General features: G+C 63.0%; 24 protein-coding genes and 1 tRNA gene. 14 read left to right on the forward strand and 11 right to left on the reverse strand.

Going from position 1 to position 18,130, the window contains the following annotated elements; translation table 11 throughout:
- The 4 genes from NITMOv2_RS05195 to NITMOv2_RS05210 form a co-directional block, all read right to left on the reverse strand.
- On the reverse strand, positions 1-2,661 hold the full coding sequence (locus NITMOv2_RS05195) for a response regulator (RefSeq protein WP_053378877.1): 2,661 nt from the start codon (positions 2,659-2,661) through the stop codon (positions 1-3).
- A gap of 6 nt (positions 2,662-2,667) precedes the next feature.
- The gene (locus NITMOv2_RS05200) at positions 2,668-3,672 is read right to left on the reverse strand and encodes a GGDEF domain-containing response regulator (RefSeq protein WP_053378878.1); all 1,005 of its coding nucleotides are present in this window, start codon (positions 3,670-3,672) and stop codon (positions 2,668-2,670) included.
- Positions 3,673-3,719: 47 nt separating this feature from the next.
- Complete coding sequence (locus NITMOv2_RS05205; RefSeq protein WP_053378879.1) at positions 3,720-4,358, reverse strand: response regulator; 639 nt, start codon at positions 4,356-4,358, stop codon at positions 3,720-3,722.
- A gap of 76 nt (positions 4,359-4,434) precedes the next feature.
- Positions 4,435-4,884 (reverse strand): GatB/YqeY domain-containing protein, encoded by a 450-nt coding sequence (locus NITMOv2_RS05210; protein ID WP_053378880.1) that lies wholly within the window; start codon positions 4,882-4,884, stop codon positions 4,435-4,437.
- A gap of 159 nt (positions 4,885-5,043) precedes the next feature.
- Here NITMOv2_RS05210 and NITMOv2_RS05215 point away from each other — a divergent pair, with 159 nt between their 5' ends.
- Complete coding sequence (locus NITMOv2_RS05215) at positions 5,044-5,670, forward strand: hypothetical protein (protein WP_053378881.1); 627 nt, start codon at positions 5,044-5,046, stop codon at positions 5,668-5,670.
- A 43-nt stretch (positions 5,671-5,713) separates the two neighbouring features.
- On the forward strand, positions 5,714-5,923 hold the full coding sequence (locus NITMOv2_RS05220; RefSeq protein ID WP_053378882.1) for a hypothetical protein: 210 nt from the start codon (positions 5,714-5,716) through the stop codon (positions 5,921-5,923).
- Here the strand turns inward: NITMOv2_RS05220 and NITMOv2_RS05225 are convergent, their stop codons facing one another.
- A complete protein-coding gene (locus NITMOv2_RS05225; protein ID WP_053378883.1) occupies positions 5,924-7,339 on the reverse strand; it encodes an MFS transporter in 1,416 nt (471 codons plus the stop codon).
- Positions 7,340-7,445: 106 nt separating this feature from the next.
- On the opposite strand from NITMOv2_RS05225, the gene NITMOv2_RS05230 reads away from it, so the two are divergent.
- Together NITMOv2_RS05230 and NITMOv2_RS05235 are read left to right on the forward strand one after the other, a co-directional pair.
- The gene (locus NITMOv2_RS05230) at positions 7,446-8,081 is read left to right on the forward strand and encodes a hypothetical protein (protein WP_053378884.1); all 636 of its coding nucleotides are present in this window, start codon (positions 7,446-7,448) and stop codon (positions 8,079-8,081) included.
- A gap of 11 nt (positions 8,082-8,092) precedes the next feature.
- A complete protein-coding gene (locus tag NITMOv2_RS05235; protein ID WP_053378885.1) occupies positions 8,093-8,377 on the forward strand; it encodes a hypothetical protein in 285 nt (94 codons plus the stop codon).
- Positions 8,378-8,379: 2 nt separating this feature from the next.
- Here the strand turns inward: NITMOv2_RS05235 and NITMOv2_RS05240 are convergent, their stop codons facing one another.
- Together NITMOv2_RS05240 and htpX are read right to left on the reverse strand one after the other, a co-directional pair.
- Complete coding sequence (locus NITMOv2_RS05240; RefSeq protein WP_238590467.1) at positions 8,380-8,970, reverse strand: glutathione peroxidase; 591 nt, start codon at positions 8,968-8,970, stop codon at positions 8,380-8,382.
- Between the two features lie 25 nt (positions 8,971-8,995).
- The gene (gene htpX / locus NITMOv2_RS05245) at positions 8,996-9,874 is read right to left on the reverse strand and encodes a protease HtpX (RefSeq protein ID WP_053378886.1); all 879 of its coding nucleotides are present in this window, start codon (positions 9,872-9,874) and stop codon (positions 8,996-8,998) included.
- Positions 9,875-10,098: 224 nt separating this feature from the next.
- On the opposite strand from htpX, the gene NITMOv2_RS05250 reads away from it, so the two are divergent.
- Positions 10,099-10,524, forward strand: coding sequence for a cupredoxin domain-containing protein (locus NITMOv2_RS05250; protein ID WP_238590468.1), 426 nt, complete (start codon positions 10,099-10,101; stop codon positions 10,522-10,524).
- Positions 10,525-10,546: 22 nt separating this feature from the next.
- A complete protein-coding gene (locus NITMOv2_RS05255; protein ID WP_238590469.1) occupies positions 10,547-11,605 on the forward strand; it encodes a phytoene/squalene synthase family protein in 1,059 nt (352 codons plus the stop codon).
- 30 nt (positions 11,606-11,635) lie between these two features.
- Here the strand turns inward: NITMOv2_RS05255 and NITMOv2_RS05260 are convergent, their stop codons facing one another.
- From NITMOv2_RS05260 to NITMOv2_RS05275, 4 genes are read right to left on the reverse strand one after another with little or no spacing between them, the layout of a single operon-like run.
- Positions 11,636-11,932, reverse strand: a complete 297-nt coding sequence (locus NITMOv2_RS05260) for an ATP-binding protein (RefSeq protein ID WP_145976175.1) — start codon at positions 11,930-11,932, stop codon at positions 11,636-11,638.
- Positions 11,929-12,342, reverse strand: a complete 414-nt coding sequence (locus tag NITMOv2_RS05265) for a transcription factor IIS helical bundle-like domain-containing protein (RefSeq protein ID WP_053378889.1) — start codon at positions 12,340-12,342, stop codon at positions 11,929-11,931. The genes NITMOv2_RS05260 and NITMOv2_RS05265 overlap by 4 nt, the downstream gene beginning before the upstream one ends.
- A 9-nt stretch (positions 12,343-12,351) precedes the next feature.
- Positions 12,352-12,702 carry a (2Fe-2S) ferredoxin domain-containing protein gene (locus NITMOv2_RS05270; protein ID WP_053378890.1) on the reverse strand — a complete coding sequence of 117 codons (351 nt, stop codon included), beginning with the start codon at positions 12,700-12,702 and terminating at the stop codon, positions 12,352-12,354.
- A gap of 7 nt (positions 12,703-12,709) precedes the next feature.
- Positions 12,710-13,093 (reverse strand): hypothetical protein, encoded by a 384-nt coding sequence (locus NITMOv2_RS05275; RefSeq protein ID WP_053378891.1) that lies wholly within the window; start codon positions 13,091-13,093, stop codon positions 12,710-12,712.
- 130 nt (positions 13,094-13,223) lie between these two features.
- On the opposite strand from NITMOv2_RS05275, the gene ald reads away from it, so the two are divergent.
- The 8 genes from ald (at position 13,224) to NITMOv2_RS23785 (ending at position 18,130) form a co-directional block, all read left to right on the forward strand.
- The gene (ald, locus tag NITMOv2_RS05280) at positions 13,224-14,327 is read left to right on the forward strand and encodes an alanine dehydrogenase (RefSeq protein ID WP_053378892.1); all 1,104 of its coding nucleotides are present in this window, start codon (positions 13,224-13,226) and stop codon (positions 14,325-14,327) included.
- Between the two features lie 38 nt (positions 14,328-14,365).
- Positions 14,366-14,442 (forward strand) — tRNA-Pro (locus NITMOv2_RS05285).
- A 245-nt stretch (positions 14,443-14,687) separates the two neighbouring features.
- Positions 14,688-15,038 carry an acylphosphatase gene (locus NITMOv2_RS05290; RefSeq protein ID WP_238590470.1) on the forward strand — a complete coding sequence of 117 codons (351 nt, stop codon included), beginning with the start codon at positions 14,688-14,690 and terminating at the stop codon, positions 15,036-15,038.
- Complete coding sequence (locus NITMOv2_RS05295; RefSeq protein WP_053378893.1) at positions 15,035-15,985, forward strand: sigma-70 family RNA polymerase sigma factor; 951 nt, start codon at positions 15,035-15,037, stop codon at positions 15,983-15,985. The genes NITMOv2_RS05290 and NITMOv2_RS05295 overlap by 4 nt, the downstream gene beginning before the upstream one ends.
- 4 nt (positions 15,986-15,989) lie before the next feature.
- Positions 15,990-16,514: an adenine phosphoribosyltransferase gene (locus NITMOv2_RS05300; protein ID WP_053378894.1), complete on the forward strand. Its 525-nt coding sequence runs from the start codon at positions 15,990-15,992 to the stop codon at positions 16,512-16,514.
- Between the two features lie 106 nt (positions 16,515-16,620).
- Positions 16,621-17,172 carry a TraR/DksA family transcriptional regulator gene (locus NITMOv2_RS22475; protein ID WP_083447764.1) on the forward strand — a complete coding sequence of 184 codons (552 nt, stop codon included), beginning with the start codon at positions 16,621-16,623 and terminating at the stop codon, positions 17,170-17,172.
- A 90-nt stretch (positions 17,173-17,262) separates the two neighbouring features.
- Positions 17,263-17,961, forward strand: coding sequence for a 7-cyano-7-deazaguanine synthase QueC (gene queC / locus NITMOv2_RS05310; RefSeq protein ID WP_053378895.1), 699 nt, complete (start codon positions 17,263-17,265; stop codon positions 17,959-17,961).
- Between the two features lie 4 nt (positions 17,962-17,965).
- Positions 17,966-18,130 (forward strand): hypothetical protein, encoded by a 165-nt coding sequence (locus NITMOv2_RS23785; RefSeq protein ID WP_187299368.1) that lies wholly within the window; start codon positions 17,966-17,968, stop codon positions 18,128-18,130.

Below are 18,130 nucleotides of genomic sequence, written 5' to 3' on the forward strand. Positions count from 1 at the left end.
TTAGGCGGCGCGTCCTTTGTAGGCCTGGAGGATATCCAGGAGGGTGGATTTTTTCACCGGCTTGGTGATGTGGGTGTTGCAGCCGGCCTCGAAGATCTTGACGGCTTCTTCCTTCAGTGCGAGGGCCGTCAGCGCGATGATTTGGGTGGCCGGGAGATCCTGGTCGCGCTCCCATTTGCGGATGGCGCGCGTGGCGGTGTAGCCGTCCATGACCGGCATCTGCATGTCCATGAGCACGACGTCGTAGTGCCCGTTCTTGAATTTTTCGAGCGCGATCGCGCCGTGATCCGCCACGTCCAGCCGGTGGTCGGTCTGTTTCAGATACGACCGGATCAGCAGTTGATTGTCCGGGCTATCCTCGACCAGAAGGATGCGGAGCGGGCGGACGGACGCCGGCGGCGGAGCGGGGATCGGCTCCGGCGCGGGACCTTTGGTCCGACCCAGCGCGATGCCGATCGTTTGAAACAAATCGGCCCGCCTGATCGGCTTAATGAGATACCCGCCTAAGCCCAGGTCATACGTGCGGGCGATGTCGTCGGCCCAGTGGTCCGATGTCAGCATGATGATCGTCAGCCCGTTTCCAAACGGCGCATTCTTGACCGCCTCGACGACTTCGAAGCCGTTCATCCCCGGCATGCGGGCGTCCAACAGAAGCAATTCGTAAGGGCGCTCGCTTCCCCCGGCGCGCTGCAGCTCCGCCAAGGCCGCTTCTCCGCTGTCCGCTTCGGTGACGACGGCGCCCCACGCCGCCAACGTTTCGCGCAGGATCAGCAGATTGGTGGGATGATCGTCCACGACGAGCGTCCTCACGCCGGTGAGATTGATCGGGGAGGCGGGCTTCGGCTGGCCGGGCCGCGTCTGAACACCCAGCGTCACGGTGCAGTGAAAGGTGCTGCCCTGCCCGACGGTGCTCTCCACCCAAATGCGCCCGTTCATCCGCTCGGCGAGATGTTTGGAGATGGCGAGCCCCAGCCCCGTCCCTCCGTACTGTCTGGACGTGGAGGCATGCGCCTGCGTGAAGCTCTCGAAGATGATCTCCTGCTTCTCGGGGGGAATCCCGATCCCGGTGTCGGTGACCGAAAATCGGATGGCGCCGGGCCGGCCGCCGTCCGGCTCGTTGGCGACGCGGACGATCACCGATCCTTTCTCCGTGAATTTGAGCGCGTTGCCGATCAGATTGATGAAGATCTGGCTCAGCCTCGTGGGATCGCCGATCAGCGCGCAGGGCACATCCGGGGCCAGGTGGCAGGCCAGCTCCAGCCCTTTCTCGTTGGCGCGCATCGCCAGGATCTCGATCGCCTTGTCGATCACCTCGTTCAGGTCGAAGTCGAGCGATTCCAACTCGAGATGTCCGGTTTCGACTTTCGACAGATCGAGGATATCGTTGATCAGGTTCAGCAGGGTGCCGCCGGCGCGCCGGAAGATCCGCAGATATTTCCGCTGTTCCGGCGTCAGCTGCGTCTCCCACAAGAGGTCGGCCATGCCGATAATGGCGTTCATGGGCGTCCGGATCTCATGGCTCATGCTGGCCAGAAATTCGCTTTTGGCGCGGCTGGCCACCTCGGCGGCTTCTTTCGCGAGGCGCAGCGCTCGGTCGGATTCATTCCGCTGGTGCGCCTCCATGGCGAGGGTGATGAACGTGGTGAGCGAGCCGGCGAAGTGCGCCTCTTCCGGCGTCCACATGCGCGACCCGCCGACGTGCTCGTTGCAGAGGACCCCGACCACCTTGCCGTTCAGCCGGATCGGCGCGTCCAGCATGGCGCCGATGCCCAAGGGGGCAAGATAGGAATCGGCAAAATCGCGCGTCCGCCGGTCGGTGGCGGCATGGTGCGCCGCGATGGCGTATTCTTCCTGCAGCAGCGCCTGGAAATAGATGGGGTAATCGCGAGCGGTCAGGATCTGTCCCGCGGAATGGCCGCGCGGGCTCTGCTCGAAGAGATCCATCAGGCGCAGCGAGCTTCCTTCATCGTCGAGCAGCCAAATGCTGGTCCGTTCCACGCCGAGCACCCGGCTGCCCATTTCGGTCAGCGCCTGAAAGGCCCGGTCCAGATCGCCGGTGTAAATCGCTTCGTGTTTCGCCAACTCGCAGAGGGCGAACTGCTGCAACTCCAGCATGAACGCCCGCCGCTGTTCCGCGTGCTTGATCGACTTCTGTTCGGTGATGTCTTCCGAGATGCCGAGCAGGTAGGTGGGCTTGCCGTCCGCGCCGAAGATCGGCACTTTCTTGGTGTGGAGGATGCGCGACCCCTTCGTCTTGGTTTCAATCGGCTCCTCGGCGATATCGACGACCTGCCCCTGCTGCAGCACTTGCCGATCCTTGGCGGTGAAGAAATCCGCTTCCTGCTTCGGGAAAAAGTCGTAGTCCGACTTTCCGAGCAGCTCGTCCTGCGAATAGCCGAGGAGCCGCTCGCCCGCGCGATTGAACCGGACGAATGTCAGCGTCTCGGCGTCCTTCACGAAAATCATGTGGGGGATATGGTCGATGATCTGGGTCAGCAGCGAGGGCGCGTCCGGCGCGCCGCCGCCCGGGCCGGCGGGCGCCGAGGCGGCGCGTGCCGGCGGGACACGGGCCGGCCTGCGGCGCGGCCGCACGTCCTGTCGCCGGGCGCCGCCGGGCGTGACGTTGCGGGACAGGCGCGATGGAGCTCGTTTCTTTGGCACTGCGGCTCAGTCTTCCCGCAGATTTTCCACCAGCGTCAGCATGGCGGCCGGCTTCGCCCGGTTGCGGCCCTCTTGCTTGGCTTGATACAGCGCCTGGTCGGCGGCCTTGATGAGATCCGTCGGAGAGGCTTGGCGGGTGGGGATGACGCTGGCGTAGCCGACGCTGATCGTGACGAGGTCCCCCTCGGCATGCCGGATGCCGAGCGATTCGACCCGGCGCCGCAGACCTTCCGCGACCTGCGCGGCGCCGTCGATGCCGGTGCCGGGCAGCACGATGACGAATTCATCGCCCCCGTAGCGTGCGACGAGGTCGCCGGGTCGATTGACGGCGCTGGAAATCGCCGCAGAGACCTGCTTCAGGCATTCATCGCCGGCCGTATGGCCCTTGGTGTCGTTGTAGTTCTTGAACCGGTCGATGTCGAACATGATGAGAGACAGCGGCGTGGAGTCGCGCACCGCCCGCCGCCATTCCTGGTCCAGGAAATCGTCGAATTGGCGCCGGTTGGTGATGCCGGTCAAGCCGTCGAGGCAGGAGAGCCGGAGCAACATTTGATTGGCTTCCTGCAGTTGGCGCATGACTTCCAGCAACTCCTGCTCGCGCGCGCGGCGACGGTCGATCTCATGCACCAATCGAAGCACGGAGCGCACCCGCGTGAGCAACTCGATCTTGTTGACGGGCTTCGCGACGTAATCCATCGCGCCGGCGGCAAAGGCGAGCTGGAGATCCACCGGGTCGGTTTTCACCGTCACCATGATGATCGGCGTGTCGCGGAACCGGTCGACGGCTTTGATCTGGCGGCAGGCTTCGATGCCGTTCATGTCCGGCATCAGGATGTCCATGAGAATCAAGTCGACGCGCGCGGCGGCTTGCTTCCCGCCGTCGAGCCCCAGGGAGGAGAAAGCGGCGGCCGCCGAATCGGCCGTGAGAATGTCTTCGTAACCGGCGGCCGACAAAATCGAGTGCAGCAGCAGGCGGTCGTCGGGAGAATCGTCGACAATGAGAATGCTCATCGCGTCAATCGGGCTTGCAGGGTGAAAAACTGGAGAAATCGTAGCAACTAGTCCTGGTAAACACCAGGATAAAGCTTCTTGATGCAGGGCTGGCAGAGGCCGTGACTGAACTCCGCCTCGGAATGTTCGCCGAGATACTCTTCCAACTGCTGCCAGAAGCCGCCGTCGTTGCGGATCTTCTTGCACGAGGCGCAGATGGGAATGAGGCCGCGGAGGACCTTCACCTCCTTCAGCGCGCGCTGCAGCTCCTCGTTGCTGCGGCGCAGCTCCGCCTCGCGCGCCTTGCGGCAGTCCATTTCCTGTTTCAGCGTCAGGGCCGACGCGACCCGCGCCAGGAGCTCCACGGCCTTCACCGGTTTCGTGATGTAATCCATCGCTCCGGCGGCAAAGGCCTCCTTGAGATTGGCGAGGTCGTGGTTCGCCGTCACCATGATGACCGGAATGTCGCGAAGCTGCTCGTGCGTTTTGAGGCGCTTGCAGGCCGTCACGCCGTCGATCTCCGGCATGAGGAGGTCCATTAGCACGAGATCGATGGGGACGGACGGCTGCGGTGCGTCGAGGCTCAATTCCCTGAAGGCCGCTTGCGCGGAGTCGGCGGTCCGGATGTCCGTGTGTCCCGCCTTCGTGAGGATGGACTGAAGCAGGAGATGCTGGTCCGGCGAATCATCGACGATCAGGATGGCCATACGCGTCCCTCGTGGCGGCGCTGCGATCACGCGACGTGTGCGAGTAGAGCAGCCGCTCGGACGACCCTAGCCCGGGCTACCCCTGGAGCTTCGAGCGAACCAGGTCGCTGATCTGTTTCCCGTCCACCGCGTGCCCCGCGAGTTTCGCCATGACGGCTTTCATGACCGCGCCCATGTCTTGGGGCGAGCGGGCGCCGGTTTCGCGGAGCACCGCAGCCACGATCGCCTCCAGCTCCTGCGCCGACGGCGCCTTCGGCAGATAGTGCTCGATGATCGCGATCTCCTGCCGCTCCTTCTGCGCGAGATCGGTCCGCTGCGCCTTTTCGAATTGCTCGACCGACTCGCGGCGTTGCTTGAGCAGGGCCGTCATGACCTTGCTCATCTCGGCGTCGTCCAGATCCTTCTTGAGCTCCACTTCCTTGTTCAGCACCGCGGCCTTGATCATCCGGATGACGTCGACGCGCAGCTGGTCCCGCGATTTCATGGCGAGTTTCAGATCTTCGGTCAATCGATCCCGGAGCGACATGGCGAACCTCATGGGGGTGCGGGCGTTTCTGGATCGGAGCATACTCTGCCGGTGCAGGTGAGTCAACGAAAGGGCGGCAATGGCATTCACCGGAGGCGGGGAGTATGATGACGCCACGTAGGGGAACCGCCAGTCGGCGAACGATCCACGAGGTCGTCCATGCCCCCGGCACGAGCGAGTCTGACCCTCATCGTGATGATCGGCGCAGCCGGATGCCACTATGATGCCCCCGCGCTCCGGCTGTCCCCCGCGCCGCCGGCCTTTTCAGTCTCCATTCCCCGAGACGTGCAACGCATCGCGGTGCTCTACCCGAAAACGACGAACCCCGACGTGGCGGGCGCGTACAATCGCTTGGAAAGCGAGACGTTTCGGCTCAAGACGCGCCGGCCGGACTTGAAGATCGTCGATCGATTCAACCTGCCGCTGCTCCAGCATGAGCAGCAACTGCAGCTCGCGCAGGCCGGTTCGGACGACAGCGCCATCCGGGTCGGGCGGCTTCTGGGGGTGGATTCGGTCCTGATCTACCGGATCGACGGGCCGTCCCATCGCGACCGCCTCTGGGCGAGAACCAGCCGCGATTTGCCGCCGATCACCGTGACCAGTAAATTGATTCGTGTCGAGAGCGCCGAAGTGCTGTATCATCGGGTCGTCACCGCGCGGTTCGACCCGGTCTCGGACGGCGGGTGGATGCCGGCCGACAACGTGGATTACCAGCGCTTGAGCCGGGACGCGATGGAACGGGGAATCATGCAGACGGTCGACGAACTGGGCCGGGCGTTCCAGTGAGAGGGGATATGAACGATGGAAGCAGCCACCAGAGGAGGCGCGCATGAGTCAGCGACGGGGGCCAGTCATCCGATACGGGTATGGAGTGGGCGGAGCGTTGCTGCTCATGCTGGCGGGCTGCGCGGGCGATCCGCCGAAGCCGGCGCCGACCGTCACGCCGGAACAGGTCCGTACCCATGCCGATAAGGCGTTCGAGAAACTGAAGCAGGAAGAACAGAGCCGCAGCGCCGATCCGACCGTGCCGCGCTACTGATTACTGGTTCGGGCGTCGCAGCGCCAACTGGCCGAGCGGCTTGAGCAACGGCAGTTCCCAGAGCAGGTAGGCATGCGACCGCTGCTCCACCAGCCGGGGCTCCCGGAACGTATGCAGCAGGCCGCCGGAGACCAGCAGCCGCAGGACTCCGGAAATGAAAAAGATGAACGGGAGATTGGAAACCGGACGGAGCTCCCAGGCCCCGACGCGCAGGACGTCGGGGACCGCGCCGATGAGCCAACTGCCGAGCAGCGTCCCTGCGGCCCAGCCGCAGGCGTTTACGACACTCGTCACCGCCACCGCCTTGGCGCGGTCGGGCGCCTCCACCACGTCGAACACATAATTTTGCAGGCCCAGCGAGAGGCCCGCCCACACCACGCCGCCGAAGAAGTTGACGGCCAGCAGAAAGGGCCAGGCGGTGCTCAACAGATAGAGCATCGGCAGCACCGGCACCGCGAATCCGGTGATCGTCAACAAGGCCTTGTTCCCGAACCGATCGCTGAAACGCCCCCAGGCGGCAAAGCTCAGCAGTTGGCCGACGAGACCGATGCCCATCCAGGCGCCGTATTGCCAATAGGGCAGGTGGAGGTTCTGCAGCATATAAAGGACGAAGAAGGGGCCGGCCACCAAGACGGCCGCATGCATCAGCCCCGAGAACAGGAGGAAGCGGAAAAAGTCGCGTGACGCCCCTCGTGCGAGGAATTGCCGAAAGCCCGTCGGTCTCCCGCCGAGATCGTGCGGCGGCAAGTCGGCGACCTGAGACAGGGCCACGGCGGAGGCGGCGCGGCAGAGACCCGCGACGACGAAGATGACGGCAAACCCGATCCACACGGCGTGCCATCGGGTGAAGAGGCTGAGCACCGCGCCGCCGAGCGTGAGGGCCAGAAAGCTGACGACCGTCATCGCCCGCGCGCGACGCGCAAAGTAGGTGCCCCGCTCATCGGCGTCGAGCAGGTCGGTGATCAAGCCGGTCCAGGCCGGCGCCGTGAAGTGCGCGCAGGCGAAATACAGTGCGACGCCGCAGAGCAAGAGCCAGGGACCGGCCTCCGGCCACAGCAGCGGCAACAGAAGGATCGGAATCCAGGAGACCGCCTGGGCGACGATGCCCCAGAGGACATGGAGCTTCCGGTTCGGAAACCAGTGCGACACTTTGACGGAAAGGAGCTGCGCCCAGGTCCCCAGGAGCTGGGGCACGGCGGAGAGCATGCTGAGGTGAAACGGTGTCGCGTGAAAGAGCAGGGCGAAGGCCGACAGATACTGCTCGCCGCCTCCTTGGGCGACCGCCTGAAACAAGCCGTCGCGAATGCCGTAGCGCCGGCCGGCCGTACACGCCGTGGCGGCGGGAACCCGTTCGCTCTCAACGGACTGACGGGACGAGGGGCGGCTGTCGGACGGGGGGTGTTGCAGGGTGTTCATGGAAATGGCGCCATCACTGTACCATAGCGAAGCCTCTCTGTGGGCTTCATCGGTCGTGTCCGCTCACCGGTTGACCCGCGACCTGCTGTGTGGATAGCATGAACCCATGAGTGCAGCCCGGACAGGGAACGCCGTCAAGCCGATCCTCGCGAGTCTCGCCATGCTGGCGGGACTGTCGGGTGCCGAAGGCTGGGCCAAGGACCTGATGGCCCCGAAAGAGCAGGAGACCACCGAGATCGGCTCGACGCAGAGCCCGTCGTTCGACGAACAGAAGAAAGGCATTCCTCAGTCGCTCTTTACCTGGATCAAAATGGCGAAGGGGTATGAAGTCGAATGGGACACGTTCGGGCGCAAGGGCTGGTACACGCAGGATCCCCGCCTGAAGCCGGTCGAGCCGGCGTCGGTCTTTACGCCGGACACCCCGGCGATCTACATCATTTTCGAAGTGGCGCCCTTGGAGGACCCGGCTCAATTCGCGGTGCAATGGTTTCAAGAGCAGCCGGGCGGCCAACTGAGCCAGACGCCGGTGGGCAAGGATGTATTGGAAGTCCCGGGCCATGAGCGGTACGGCTATCTGGAGCTGAAGAAGCCGGGGGAGAAGTGGGCGCTCGGCAACTACGTGGCCAAGTTATTTATCACGCCGCTCGGGCAACAGCCGTTTCACGCCGTGAATCAGGTCGGGACGATGCGGTTTTCCATCGCCGAGGCCGCATCGTCTGCTCAGCAGACCCCTTCTCCGTAGCCCGCCCTCCGATGGCAGACCGCATCAAGATCACGGATCCGGAGAAGCTGGCGTTGCTCTACGAGCGCTTCCGGGACGTCTGTCTGGTGGAAAAAGAAGTGTGGAAAGAAATCTTCATGCCTCGCGACGTGTCGCAGGGGCCTGTGCGGACGAACATTCAAGACCGCTATGAAGTGGACATCGACGATCCGGCGGTTGAAGAGACGCTGGAGGCCAACATCCCGCGCGGCGCCGCCGCGCTCGGCGCCGCGATCCAAGAGTACCGCGCCCACATCGCATTCTTCAAAAGAGTCTGAACCTACTTCGCGGCCAGCACCCGTTCCACTTCCTTCACGACTTCGGGCGCCAACGGTTTGGTGCGGTGGTGAAAGCGGCCGACCACATTCCCCGAACGGTCCACCAAATACTTCTGGAAGTTCCATTCGACTTCGCCGGGGAACGGGCTCTGTTCGGTCAGGTATTGATAGAGCGGATGTTTGTCCGCGCCTTTGACGCTGATCTTGCTGAAGAGCGGAAACGTCAGACTGTACTTCGTGAAGCAGAAACTCTTGATCTCCTGGTTCGTGCCGGGCTCCTGCTGGCCGAAGTTATTCGCCGGGAAGGCGAGGATCTCCAATCCGCGCTCTTTATATTGCTCATACATCGCCTGCAGGTCCGCATACTGCGGCGTGTTGCCGCAGAAGCTCGCCGTGTTGACGACGAGCAGCACCTTCCCCCGATACTGCGCCAGGCTGACCGGCTGGCCGTCGATATCGTCCACGGTGAAGTCATAGAGCGAAGCCGTCTTTACCGCCATCAGGGTCCCTTCCTGGCCGGCCTGGGCCGGACCGGTAAGCGCCGCGAGCAGCATCCCGCTCACGGTCAGCACGGTGCGAAGCGTCCCGGGCATGATGCCGCTCCCTTCGTCCGGAGAGTTACAGGCGCTGCAACGCGGCGATGCGCTCCTCGATGGGAGGGTGCGAGGCAAACAGGCGCAGGAGGCCGCCCGTCTGCCCGGCGATCTTGAAGGTCGCCAGCGGATCGGCCGTGCTGCTCGGCGCCATCTGCGTGCGCGCCACCCATCCGTCGATCGCGCGGAGCGCGGAAATCATCGATTCCCGCCCGTAGACTTTGGCGGCGAACGCGTCGGCGCCGAATTCCCGCCGCCGCGAATGCCACATGATCGGAATCATCGCCAGGAATCCGAGGACGATCTGCACCACGAACGACAAAGCGAAGCCCAACCCTGCCTGATCCCGTTCGGCGAAGAAACGGCGGACGAGCATGGAGATGAAGTACACAAAGGTATTCATCAGACCGGCCAGCACCGTCGTGGTGAACATGTCGCCATTGAAGACATGGCCCATCTCGTGCGCCAGCACCGCCCGGACTTCCTGTTCGTCCAGATTGTTCAACAGTCCCGTCGAGACCGCGACCATGGAATTGTTTCGGGTAGGGCCGGTGGCGAAGGCGTTCGGATCGGCCGATTCATAGACCCAGACTTCCGGCATGGTGATGCGGAGGCGCTGCGCGATCTCCTGCACCGCGCCGTAAATGACGTGTTCGGCCTGGGTGCGGGGTTGCGTAATTTGGTAGCGTTCTCCCAACGCGGCCCGGGCGAATTGCTTCGAAAACGCCAAGCTGAAGAAGGCGCCGCCGAATCCGAAGAGGCCGGCCACCGTCAGCAGGGAGGTCGTGTCGGCTCCCAGCGTAATGCCGAATGCCGGCAGCACGATGCTCACGATCACGTTGATCGCGACCATGAACAGCAGGTTGGCGATCAGGAGCAGTGCGATACCCTTCAACCACTTCATCGAGATCCTCCTTCACCTCCGGGTCATCCCGGGAGGTGTTTCAATGCCATGATTATACAAACCGGGATGCTGAAATGCATCCTCGTGGTCGGGACGCATCAAGACGAACGGTAACATAAGGCTTGGTTCTCGAAGGTCAAGTCGCGTACAAGTGCCGGTTGCACCGAGGGAAAGTTGACCCCTCCCATTCCTTCTGTTAGAACAGCCTCACGATGAGAGGCGTGGTGTCGCGGATCTTCGCCCCTTGCGCATCCGGGATCGGCATCGTCCTGCTGGCCGGCACGGCGCTCGCCGCCTCGGATCCCGCGGCAGCGCCGCCGTTCGTCGTTCCAGTCTCGCCGGATGGGGTGCAGCGGACGACGGTGATCCTGGACAGCTATTCGTATCAGCCCAACCATCTGGTGGTGGAAGCCGGAAAGCCGGTCGAATTGACGCTTACCAGCGTGACGACCATTACGCCGCACAACTTCATCATCAAAGACCTGGCGCCGGGTCTCTCGGTTGAACAGGACGTGAGCGCCGGGAAAACGGCCACCGTGAAGTTCACTCCTCCGCAGCGGGGCTTCTATACCATTTATTGTGACAAGCGCCTCTGGCCCATGCCGAGCCATCGCGACAAGGGGATGGAGGGCGCGCTCGAAGTCCGATAGGGTGGCGCCTCGTATGTGACGCGTGAATCGTGAAGCGATCGTGCCGACTTCTTCCACCAAGCCCGACCTCCTGCGTGTCCTCCTCAAGCAAGTCTCCCGGCTCTTCTATACGACGCTGGTCGTCGTCCCGGGGGATGTACGGGACCAAGTCAGCCTGGCGTATCTGTTCGCCCGCGCCGCCGATACGATCGCCGATACCGACCTCATCGATCGGCCGCGCCGGCTTGATTATCTGAACCAGCTCAAGGGCCAATTCATCACCGACGCGGTCGCCTGGGGGCAAGTTCGCGAGATTCAGCGGGCCGTCGGGCCGCTGCAACAGGACTCCGCCGAACGTGCGCTGCTCGAACGGCTGGAGGACTGTTTCACCCTCTATCAAACCTTTTCCTCCGCCGATCGGCGCCGCGTGCAGCGGTTGATGACTACGCTGGTTCAGGGCATGGAGATGGATTTGTCCGTGTTCCCCGGCGCGTCGGCCGGCGATCTCGCGGCCTTGAAGACCATGGACGATCTCGATCGCTACACCTACTATGTGGCGGGCTGTGTCGGTGAATTCTGGACCGATCTCATGTGCGCGCATCGGCGGGCGTTGGCGTCCTGGAACGTCCGCGAAATGTCGGACGTCGGCGTGCGGTTCGGCAAGGGTCTCCAGTTGACGAACATCGTGAAGGACGTGGCGCACGATCTGCAGAAGGGCCGCTGCTATATCCCTGAGTCGCTGCTCACGGATGCGGGACTGAAACCGCGTGATCTGCTGAGCGCCGATTCACTGCCGCGGTTCAAGCCGGCGCTGGCCAAGCTGGTTCGCCAGGCGACGGAGCACCTCGATCAGGGCTGGCTCTATACGATGGCGATTCCTCGATATGAAACGCGGCTTCGACTCGCCTGCATGTGGCCGATCCTCTCAGCCGGCGAGTCCTTGAAGCTGGTGTTGCAATCGACCGATCTGCTGAATCCCGCCCTGAAGGTGAAAATCCCCCGCAGCAAGGTCTATCAGATCATCGCGCTGACCACCTTCACCGGCGCCTGCGGCTACGTCGGCACGGCGTACTGGGGCCGGCTGCGCAAGCAGCTCCTGTGACGAAGCACGACGATCTTCCGTCGCCTCCTCCTACTTTTTCTGCGGCTCCAGCAGCTTGTCGCCCTTTCTGAAGACGGCAAAGATGGCCTGCGACGGGCAGGCGTCGAGGCAGAGTCGGCAACTTTCGAGGCAGCGGGAGGGGTCGAACTTATAGGGCGGGGTGGAGAGCCAGGCGCCGGTCGGGCAGATGGGGACACAGATCGCCTGATGGGTGCACCGGTCCGGATGGCGCACGAGATGGTCGCGCACGATCATCATGGGTTTGACTCCTTCGAAGAGACCTTGCGAGAAGATCTCGAACATATTCTTCTTCGGTAGACTGCTCACTTCCACTCCTTCACAAGCGCCTTGAGTCGATCCTTCAATTCCGGGATCTGTTCCATATTGTTGTGAATGGCGCCGAGGATCTTCTCCAGACGCGCCGATTTCAGCGCCTCGCGGTCCAGCTGCGCCAGGCGATCGTACTCGGCGTAAGCGTCCCGATGGGCCGGCTCCAGATGGCGCCGGGCGTCGATCAGCGCCTGACCCAGCTCCCAGGCCTCGGGGTTCAGCGGCGGCACGATCGTGAAACAGCCGTCGGCAAAGACGATCACCGCCGCGCCCTGCTTCCCCGTCAAGGGCACCACCGCCTGGACGGTCTTGCCTTCACAGGCTGCCCACTCCAAAGTCAGCCCGGGGAACTGCTTGGCGAAGGCCACCTTGGCTTGGTTGGCCTTCCATTTGTCTTCGACCGCCATCGGAATATCTTACGGCTTCAGGGGAGGAAGTGCGGATGGAGCCGGATGATCAGGCATCAGCAGCCTGGTCACCACTTCGCCGTGCAACACATGCCGTTCCATAATTTCCGTGGCATCGGCTTCCGTCCGAACGCGATACCACACGCCTTCCGGGTAAATCACCACGCTGGGACCCAGCGCACAGTGGTCCAGGCAGCCGGCCTTGTTGGCCCGCACGACCCCTTTCAGGTTCAGGCGCTTCGCTTCCTGCTTGAAATGCGCGTGCAGCGCCTCCGAGCCCAGCTTCGAGCAGCTGCCCCGCGGATCGTCGGCGCTGCGCTGGTTGGTACAGACGAAAATATGTCGCGTGAATCCGGACATGCTGTTTCTATGCCGGCATCGTGGCGGTGTTCAATCGTTCTATAAGAAGGGCCACGTCGTGGGCGGCGATCAGCGGAGATTGTCCCGGCAAGGATCCCAGCAGGGCGCTGATTTCCCGCAGCCGCAAGGAAGCCCGCCGGAACTCGTCTCCTTTCGCCAACTCCGATTGCTGGCCCGCGATCAACTTGTCGTACTCCGCGCGGATATCCCGAAAGTCGCGCTGGAGATTCTTCTGCATCGAGCAGTTCGCGCAATACCATTTGGGACTTTGATCGGCAGAAGGAGACAAGCGGTCGTAGGGGCGGCCAAAAAAGTCTTTGCCCAGGGAGAATTTCATGAGCGCCGTTCCGCCGGTCCCGCACGCGTTGCATGATCCGCTCGACAGATCCATGGGCGTCCTCCTCCTTGACCACAAGTCGCAACGTGAAGAGCGCGTATCTTATACCAGCGTCTTTTAGACTGTCTACCGAAGGCCGCGCGCGTCTGTTCGCCGGCGTGAGATCCCTATATAATGGAGGCGTATGGTCATCGGGATTCCCAAAGAGATCAAGGATCAGGAATATCGCGTGAGCCTCACGCCGGACGGGGCGGCGGTGCTCGTACAGGCCGGCCATACCGTGTGGGTCGAGCCGTCCGCCGGCGTCGGCAGCGGGTTTGCGGATGAGGATTATCGGCGAGCCGGTGCGACGATCGCGTCGGGCAAGGACGAAGTCTTCGCCAAGGCGGAGATGATCGTGAAGGTGAAGGAGCCCTTGCTCTCGGAGTGCCATCTGTTTCGGCCGGGACAAGTGGTGTTCACCTATTTGCACCTGGCGTCGCTTCCCGACCTCACCAAAGCGCTGCTCGAGCGGAAGGTCTGGGCCATCGCCTATGAAACTACCGAGGCGAAGGACGGCAGCTTGCCGATGCTGCGCCCGATGAGCGAGATCGCCGGACGCATGTCGGTGCAGGTCGGGGCGCAGTATCTGGAAAAGCTTCGCGGCGGCCGCGGCGTCTTGCTTGCGGGTGTGCCGGGTGTCGAGCCGGGACACGTCGCGATCTTGGGAGCCGGCGTCGTCGGTGCCTCGGCGACGAGGATCGCCGTCGGTCTCGGCGCTCAGGTCACGGTGATCAACTTGGACCTCGACCGGCTCCGGTATCTCGACGACCTCTACGGGGGACGAATCGTGACGCGCGCGGCCCATCCTGCCGCCATCGAAGAGGCGGTGTGCGGGGCCGATCTGGTCATCGGCGCCGTGCTGGTGCCGGGCGCGAAGGCCCCGAAGCTCGTGTCGCGCACCCTCCTGAAGAAGATGAAACCGGGCTCCGTAGTGGTCGATGTCTCAGTGGATCAAGGCGGGTGCTTCGAGACGACCAGGCCGACCACGCATTCCGATCCCACCTATGTGGTGGACGGGGTGATTCATTACTGCGTGGCGAATATGCCGGGCATCGTGCCTCGGACGTCGACTTTCGCCTTGACCAACGCGACCCTCCCTTATATAGTGCGCCTCGCTTCTGATGGTGTGGAGCGGACGATCCGGTCCGATCCCGGATTGGCGAAGGGGGTCAACCTCAAGGACGGACAGGTCACCTGCCGGGGCGTGGCGGAAGCGCATGGGTTGCGTTTTACCCCCCTCCTGTAAGAGAATTCCATCCTCGTTTCTCGGTGTGAGTTTGATGTCGGGGCGTAGCGCAGCCCGGTAGCGCACTGCGTTCGGGACGCAGGGGTCGGAGGTTCAAATCCTCTCGCCCCGACCAAACCAAGCTTGCTCGCGCCGCTGGCCTATTAAGTTGAGGCCAGCGGATACACACCTCCAGTACAGTTTGTAATCTGATTGCACTTCGTGCGACCCGGCGCCTCTTTTTCGTTGTATCGAATTGAGGCGCCGGATAATTCCTCAAGTGTTTTTCTTCTCACCTCCATTTTCATCGCGCGGAATTGCAAAACACGTGACGCCTCCGGTGAGGTGTGAGATCATCCGTTCAACATTGCGGCGGCGCGCATGACCGCGTGGAAGCGCGCCGGGTTTTCCATGACTGAACCAGCAGCCGAGCAGCCGGCGGGGGCTCACATTGTCGTCAGCGGTCGGGTCCAGGGCGTCGGCTATCGTGCGTTCGCTCACCGGGTGGCGACGGGACACGGCCTCGTGGGCGGCGTGCGCAATCTGAACGACGGGCGGGTGGAGCTCGATGTGGAAGGGCCGAAGGCCGCGATCGAGGCCGCGCTCCTTGAACTCAAAGTCGGTCCCCCTGCCGGACGCGTGACGAAGATCGAAACGGAATGGAAAGCCGCCACTGGGCGGTTCTCGGCGTTCAGTATCTGGTATGAGGGAGCCGATAGAGACGACGGATGAGTCGCGAGGACGGACAAGACGAAATGGGCGAAGCGCGCAGGCAAGCGGCGGACGATTTCCACGATTCGGAGCCGGAGACGGCGTCCGACGGCGCCGATAAAGAGTCCGGCCGGTCGGAAGGCCTGGACACCCTCAAAAGCTATTTGCGCGAAGTCCGCCGCTCGACCCTCCTGACCTTCAAGCAAGAACAGCAGCTCGGCAAGCGCGTGATGGCCGGCGACGAACAGGCGCGCCAGCAGATGATCGAATCCAATCTCCGGCTCGTCATCAGCATCGGCAAACGCTACATGAACCGGGGCTTTCCCTTCTCGGACATCGTGGAAGAGGGGAATTTAGGTCTCATCAAGGCGGTCGAGAAGTTCAACTACAAACGCGGCTTCCGCTTCAGCACCTACGCGTCCTGGTGGATCCGGCAATACATTGAGCGGGCCATCATCAACCAGGGCAAGCTGGTGCGTCTGCCGGTGCATGTTGTCGAGCGGCTCAATCGGTATTTGGGCAAGGTGGAGCAGCTCGTGCAGGCGCTGGGCCGCGAGCCGACGGCGCACGAAGTCGCCGTGAAGATGAAAACGTCGGAAGAGGAGGTGTTGGACCTCAAGCAGTTGGTCCGCACGACCTGTTCGCTCGACAGCCCGATCAACGACCGGACGGACACATTCCTCCGCGACGTGATCGAAGATCCGATGTGCCTGTCTCCCGACGAGACGGCGGACGGGGTGCGCCGGCGGACGGAGCTCATGGGCTGGGTAAAGGAGTTGCCTGAGAAAGAGCAAACTGTTATTGTGTCGCGGTTCGGTCTCGATGGAGACGAAGCCAAGACGCTGGAGGAGATCGGCCGGCAGATGGGACTCACCCGCGAGCGGGTGCGGCAGATCGAGATGGCGGCGCTGGTCCGGCTTCGCAACACCATCGCGCGGAAGACCATGACGCAAGCAGACCTGCTCTAGCTCCGTGACGACCTTCAATTACCAGTCGCTCATCCGCGAAGTGCCGGACTTTCCCAAGCCCGGCATTCTGTTCTACGACATCACGACCTTATTGAAAGATCCCGCCGCGCTCCGCAACCTGACCGAGGATCTGACCGCCCGCTATCAACCCCGGCGCATCGCCAAAGTGATCGGCATCGAATCGCGAGGCTTCATCTTCGGCGGCATCCTCGCCGCACGGCTGGGCGCAGGCTTCGTGCCGGTGCGCAAACCGGGGAAACTGCCGGCCGACTGTTATGAAGTGAAGTACAGTTTGGAGTACGGCTCCAATTCGCTGGCGATCCATCGGGACGCGGTGCAGATCGGAGAGCGGGTGCTCATCGTCGATGACCTGCTGGCGACCGGCGGCACCGCCGAGGCGACGGTGAATTTGGTGCGCCAGCTCGGCGGCGAGATCGTCGGTCTGGATTTTCTCGTGGAGCTGAAAAGCTTGAAAGGCCGCGAGAGACTGGCCGGGTACGACGTCCATTCCACGATCCTCTATCCCTAGGGCCGCCGGCCCTTCCCACCCCAAGCCCTTGTCAAAGTCGACACAGGCGTGTTATAGATGCCGGACTTTTTTGGCTCCTCGACCCTCTCGAAGGAGTGAAGATCCTATGGCAACCAAGGCACAGGCGAAGAAGAAACCCATGGCAAAAACAAAATCCGCTTCATCGACCGCATCGAAATCCCGCTCCACCGACGCCGAAGAGAAACCGACCACGGCCGCCATCGTCGTGGAATCCCTCCGCCCCAAGGAAACCACGAAAGAGCGGGAAGCCCGGGAGCGCCGCCAGGAAGTGCTCCACAAGATGCTGCTCGGCAAACGGCAAGAGATCATGAAAGAGATCGAGGGCAGTCTCGGCCAGTCCCTTACGGAGGATCAGCAGCGCCGGTTGGAATCCGCCCGCGATGTGGGCGATCAGGCGCTCATGGATCTCGAGCGCGAACTGGGCATTTCACTGATGGAGATGCGGAACCGGCGCCGGCAGTCCATCGATGAGGCGCTCACGCGGCTGCACGAAGGCACCTACGGCATCTGCGCCGAATGCGGCGTGGAGATCAGCGAAAAGCGCTTGCAGGCGGTGCCGTTCGCCAAGCTCTGCGTGGAATGCCAATCGCGCGCGGAGTTGCTCGAAAAGATCGAGAAAGAAGAAGATCGGGACTGATTCCGATTCGTCCGAGCCGCCCGCCCGTCGTGACCTCTCCACCGGTTTGTCGCCGGACCCCCTATGGTGTGGATCGCGTGAGTGATACCCATGACCGTCCAGTCTGTCCCTCCGGCGGTTGTTCTGGCGAGCGGAGGATTGGATTCCACCGTGACGGCGGCGGTGGCCCGCCGGGACGGCTTCGGACTCCATCTGCTGACCATCGCCTATCAGCAGCGGCATGCCGTGGAGGTGGAACGCGCCGGCCGGGTCGCGGTCGCCTTGCACGCGAAGCGGCATGTCGTGCTGGACGTGAATCTGCGGGCGCTCGGCGGGTCGGCGCTGACGGCGGATCTCCCGGTGCCGAAGAAGCGGGACGCAGGCGCGCGAAGCCGCGGGATTCCTGCGACCTATGTGCCGGGACGGAACTTGATCTTCCTCTCGCTCGCGGCCGCGCACGCCGAGATCGTGGGCGCGTCGGTCATCTACTTCGGCGCCAATGTCGTGGATTATTCCGGCTATCCCGATTGTCGTCCGGAATTCATCCGGGCCTTTGAGGCTGCGGTCCATGCGGGCACGAAGGCGGGCGTCGAAGGGCAGCGCATCGAGGTGCGGGCGCCGTTGCTGACTTTGACGAAGGCCGAAATCATTCGACTGGGTGTGGAATTGCAGGTTCCGTTCGAGTTGACCCACAGTTGCTACGATCCGATCGGTTCCCTGGCCTGCGGAGAATGTGACAGCTGCCTGATCCGCAAACAAGGATTCGCGCAGGCGGGAGTTGTAGATCCGATCGCATATGCGATAGGCTGACGGCATGTCGCCCGAAGAATTTTTCATGTACCTCACCATCGGTCTCATCGTCCTCGCGCCGATCGGCGCGAGACTGTATCGGCGCATGACCTTGCGGCAAACGCAGGCCATGCTCCGGGAACAATTCGGAGCCGAGCAGCGTGGTGATGGGCCGGCGGTGAAGAGCTAG

It is taken from the genome of Nitrospira moscoviensis (genome assembly GCF_001273775.1).
Classification (GTDB): Bacteria; Nitrospirota; Nitrospiria; order Nitrospirales; family Nitrospiraceae; genus Nitrospira_D; species Nitrospira_D moscoviensis.

Excerpts from the sequence above, each read along its gene's own strand:
- NITMOv2_RS05200 (WP_053378878.1), bottom strand. The coding sequence starts at position 3,672 with ATGAGCATTCTCATTGTCGACGATTCTCCCGACGACCGCCTGCTGCTG.
- NITMOv2_RS05205 (WP_053378879.1), bottom strand. The coding sequence starts at position 4,358 with ATGGCCATCCTGATCGTCGATGATTCGCCGGACCAGCATCTCCTGCTT.
- NITMOv2_RS05210 (WP_053378880.1), bottom strand. The coding sequence starts at position 4,884 with ATGTCGCTCCGGGATCGATTGACCGAAGATCTGAAACTCGCCATGAAA.
- NITMOv2_RS05215 (WP_053378881.1), top strand. The coding sequence starts at position 5,044 with ATGCCCCCGGCACGAGCGAGTCTGACCCTCATCGTGATGATCGGCGCA.
- NITMOv2_RS05220 (WP_053378882.1), top strand. The coding sequence starts at position 5,714 with ATGAGTCAGCGACGGGGGCCAGTCATCCGATACGGGTATGGAGTGGGC.
- NITMOv2_RS05225 (WP_053378883.1), bottom strand. The coding sequence starts at position 7,339 with ATGAACACCCTGCAACACCCCCCGTCCGACAGCCGCCCCTCGTCCCGT.
- NITMOv2_RS05230 (WP_053378884.1), top strand. The coding sequence starts at position 7,446 with ATGAGTGCAGCCCGGACAGGGAACGCCGTCAAGCCGATCCTCGCGAGT.
- NITMOv2_RS05235 (WP_053378885.1), top strand. The coding sequence starts at position 8,093 with ATGGCAGACCGCATCAAGATCACGGATCCGGAGAAGCTGGCGTTGCTC.
- NITMOv2_RS05240 (WP_238590467.1), bottom strand. The coding sequence starts at position 8,970 with ATGCCCGGGACGCTTCGCACCGTGCTGACCGTGAGCGGGATGCTGCTC.
- htpX (WP_053378886.1), bottom strand. The coding sequence starts at position 9,874 with ATGAAGTGGTTGAAGGGTATCGCACTGCTCCTGATCGCCAACCTGCTG.
- NITMOv2_RS05265 (WP_053378889.1), bottom strand. The coding sequence starts at position 12,342 with ATGGCGGTCGAAGACAAATGGAAGGCCAACCAAGCCAAGGTGGCCTTC.
- NITMOv2_RS05270 (WP_053378890.1), bottom strand. The coding sequence starts at position 12,702 with ATGTCCGGATTCACGCGACATATTTTCGTCTGTACCAACCAGCGCAGC.
- NITMOv2_RS05275 (WP_053378891.1), bottom strand. The coding sequence starts at position 13,093 with ATGGATCTGTCGAGCGGATCATGCAACGCGTGCGGGACCGGCGGAACG.
- ald (WP_053378892.1), top strand. The coding sequence starts at position 13,224 with ATGGTCATCGGGATTCCCAAAGAGATCAAGGATCAGGAATATCGCGTG.
- NITMOv2_RS05290 (WP_238590470.1), top strand. The coding sequence starts at position 14,688 with ATGACCGCGTGGAAGCGCGCCGGGTTTTCCATGACTGAACCAGCAGCC.
- NITMOv2_RS05295 (WP_053378893.1), top strand. The coding sequence starts at position 15,035 with ATGAGTCGCGAGGACGGACAAGACGAAATGGGCGAAGCGCGCAGGCAA.
- NITMOv2_RS22475 (WP_083447764.1), top strand. The coding sequence starts at position 16,621 with ATGGCAACCAAGGCACAGGCGAAGAAGAAACCCATGGCAAAAACAAAA.
- queC (WP_053378895.1), top strand. The coding sequence starts at position 17,263 with ATGACCGTCCAGTCTGTCCCTCCGGCGGTTGTTCTGGCGAGCGGAGGA.
- NITMOv2_RS23785 (WP_187299368.1), top strand. The coding sequence starts at position 17,966 with ATGTCGCCCGAAGAATTTTTCATGTACCTCACCATCGGTCTCATCGTC.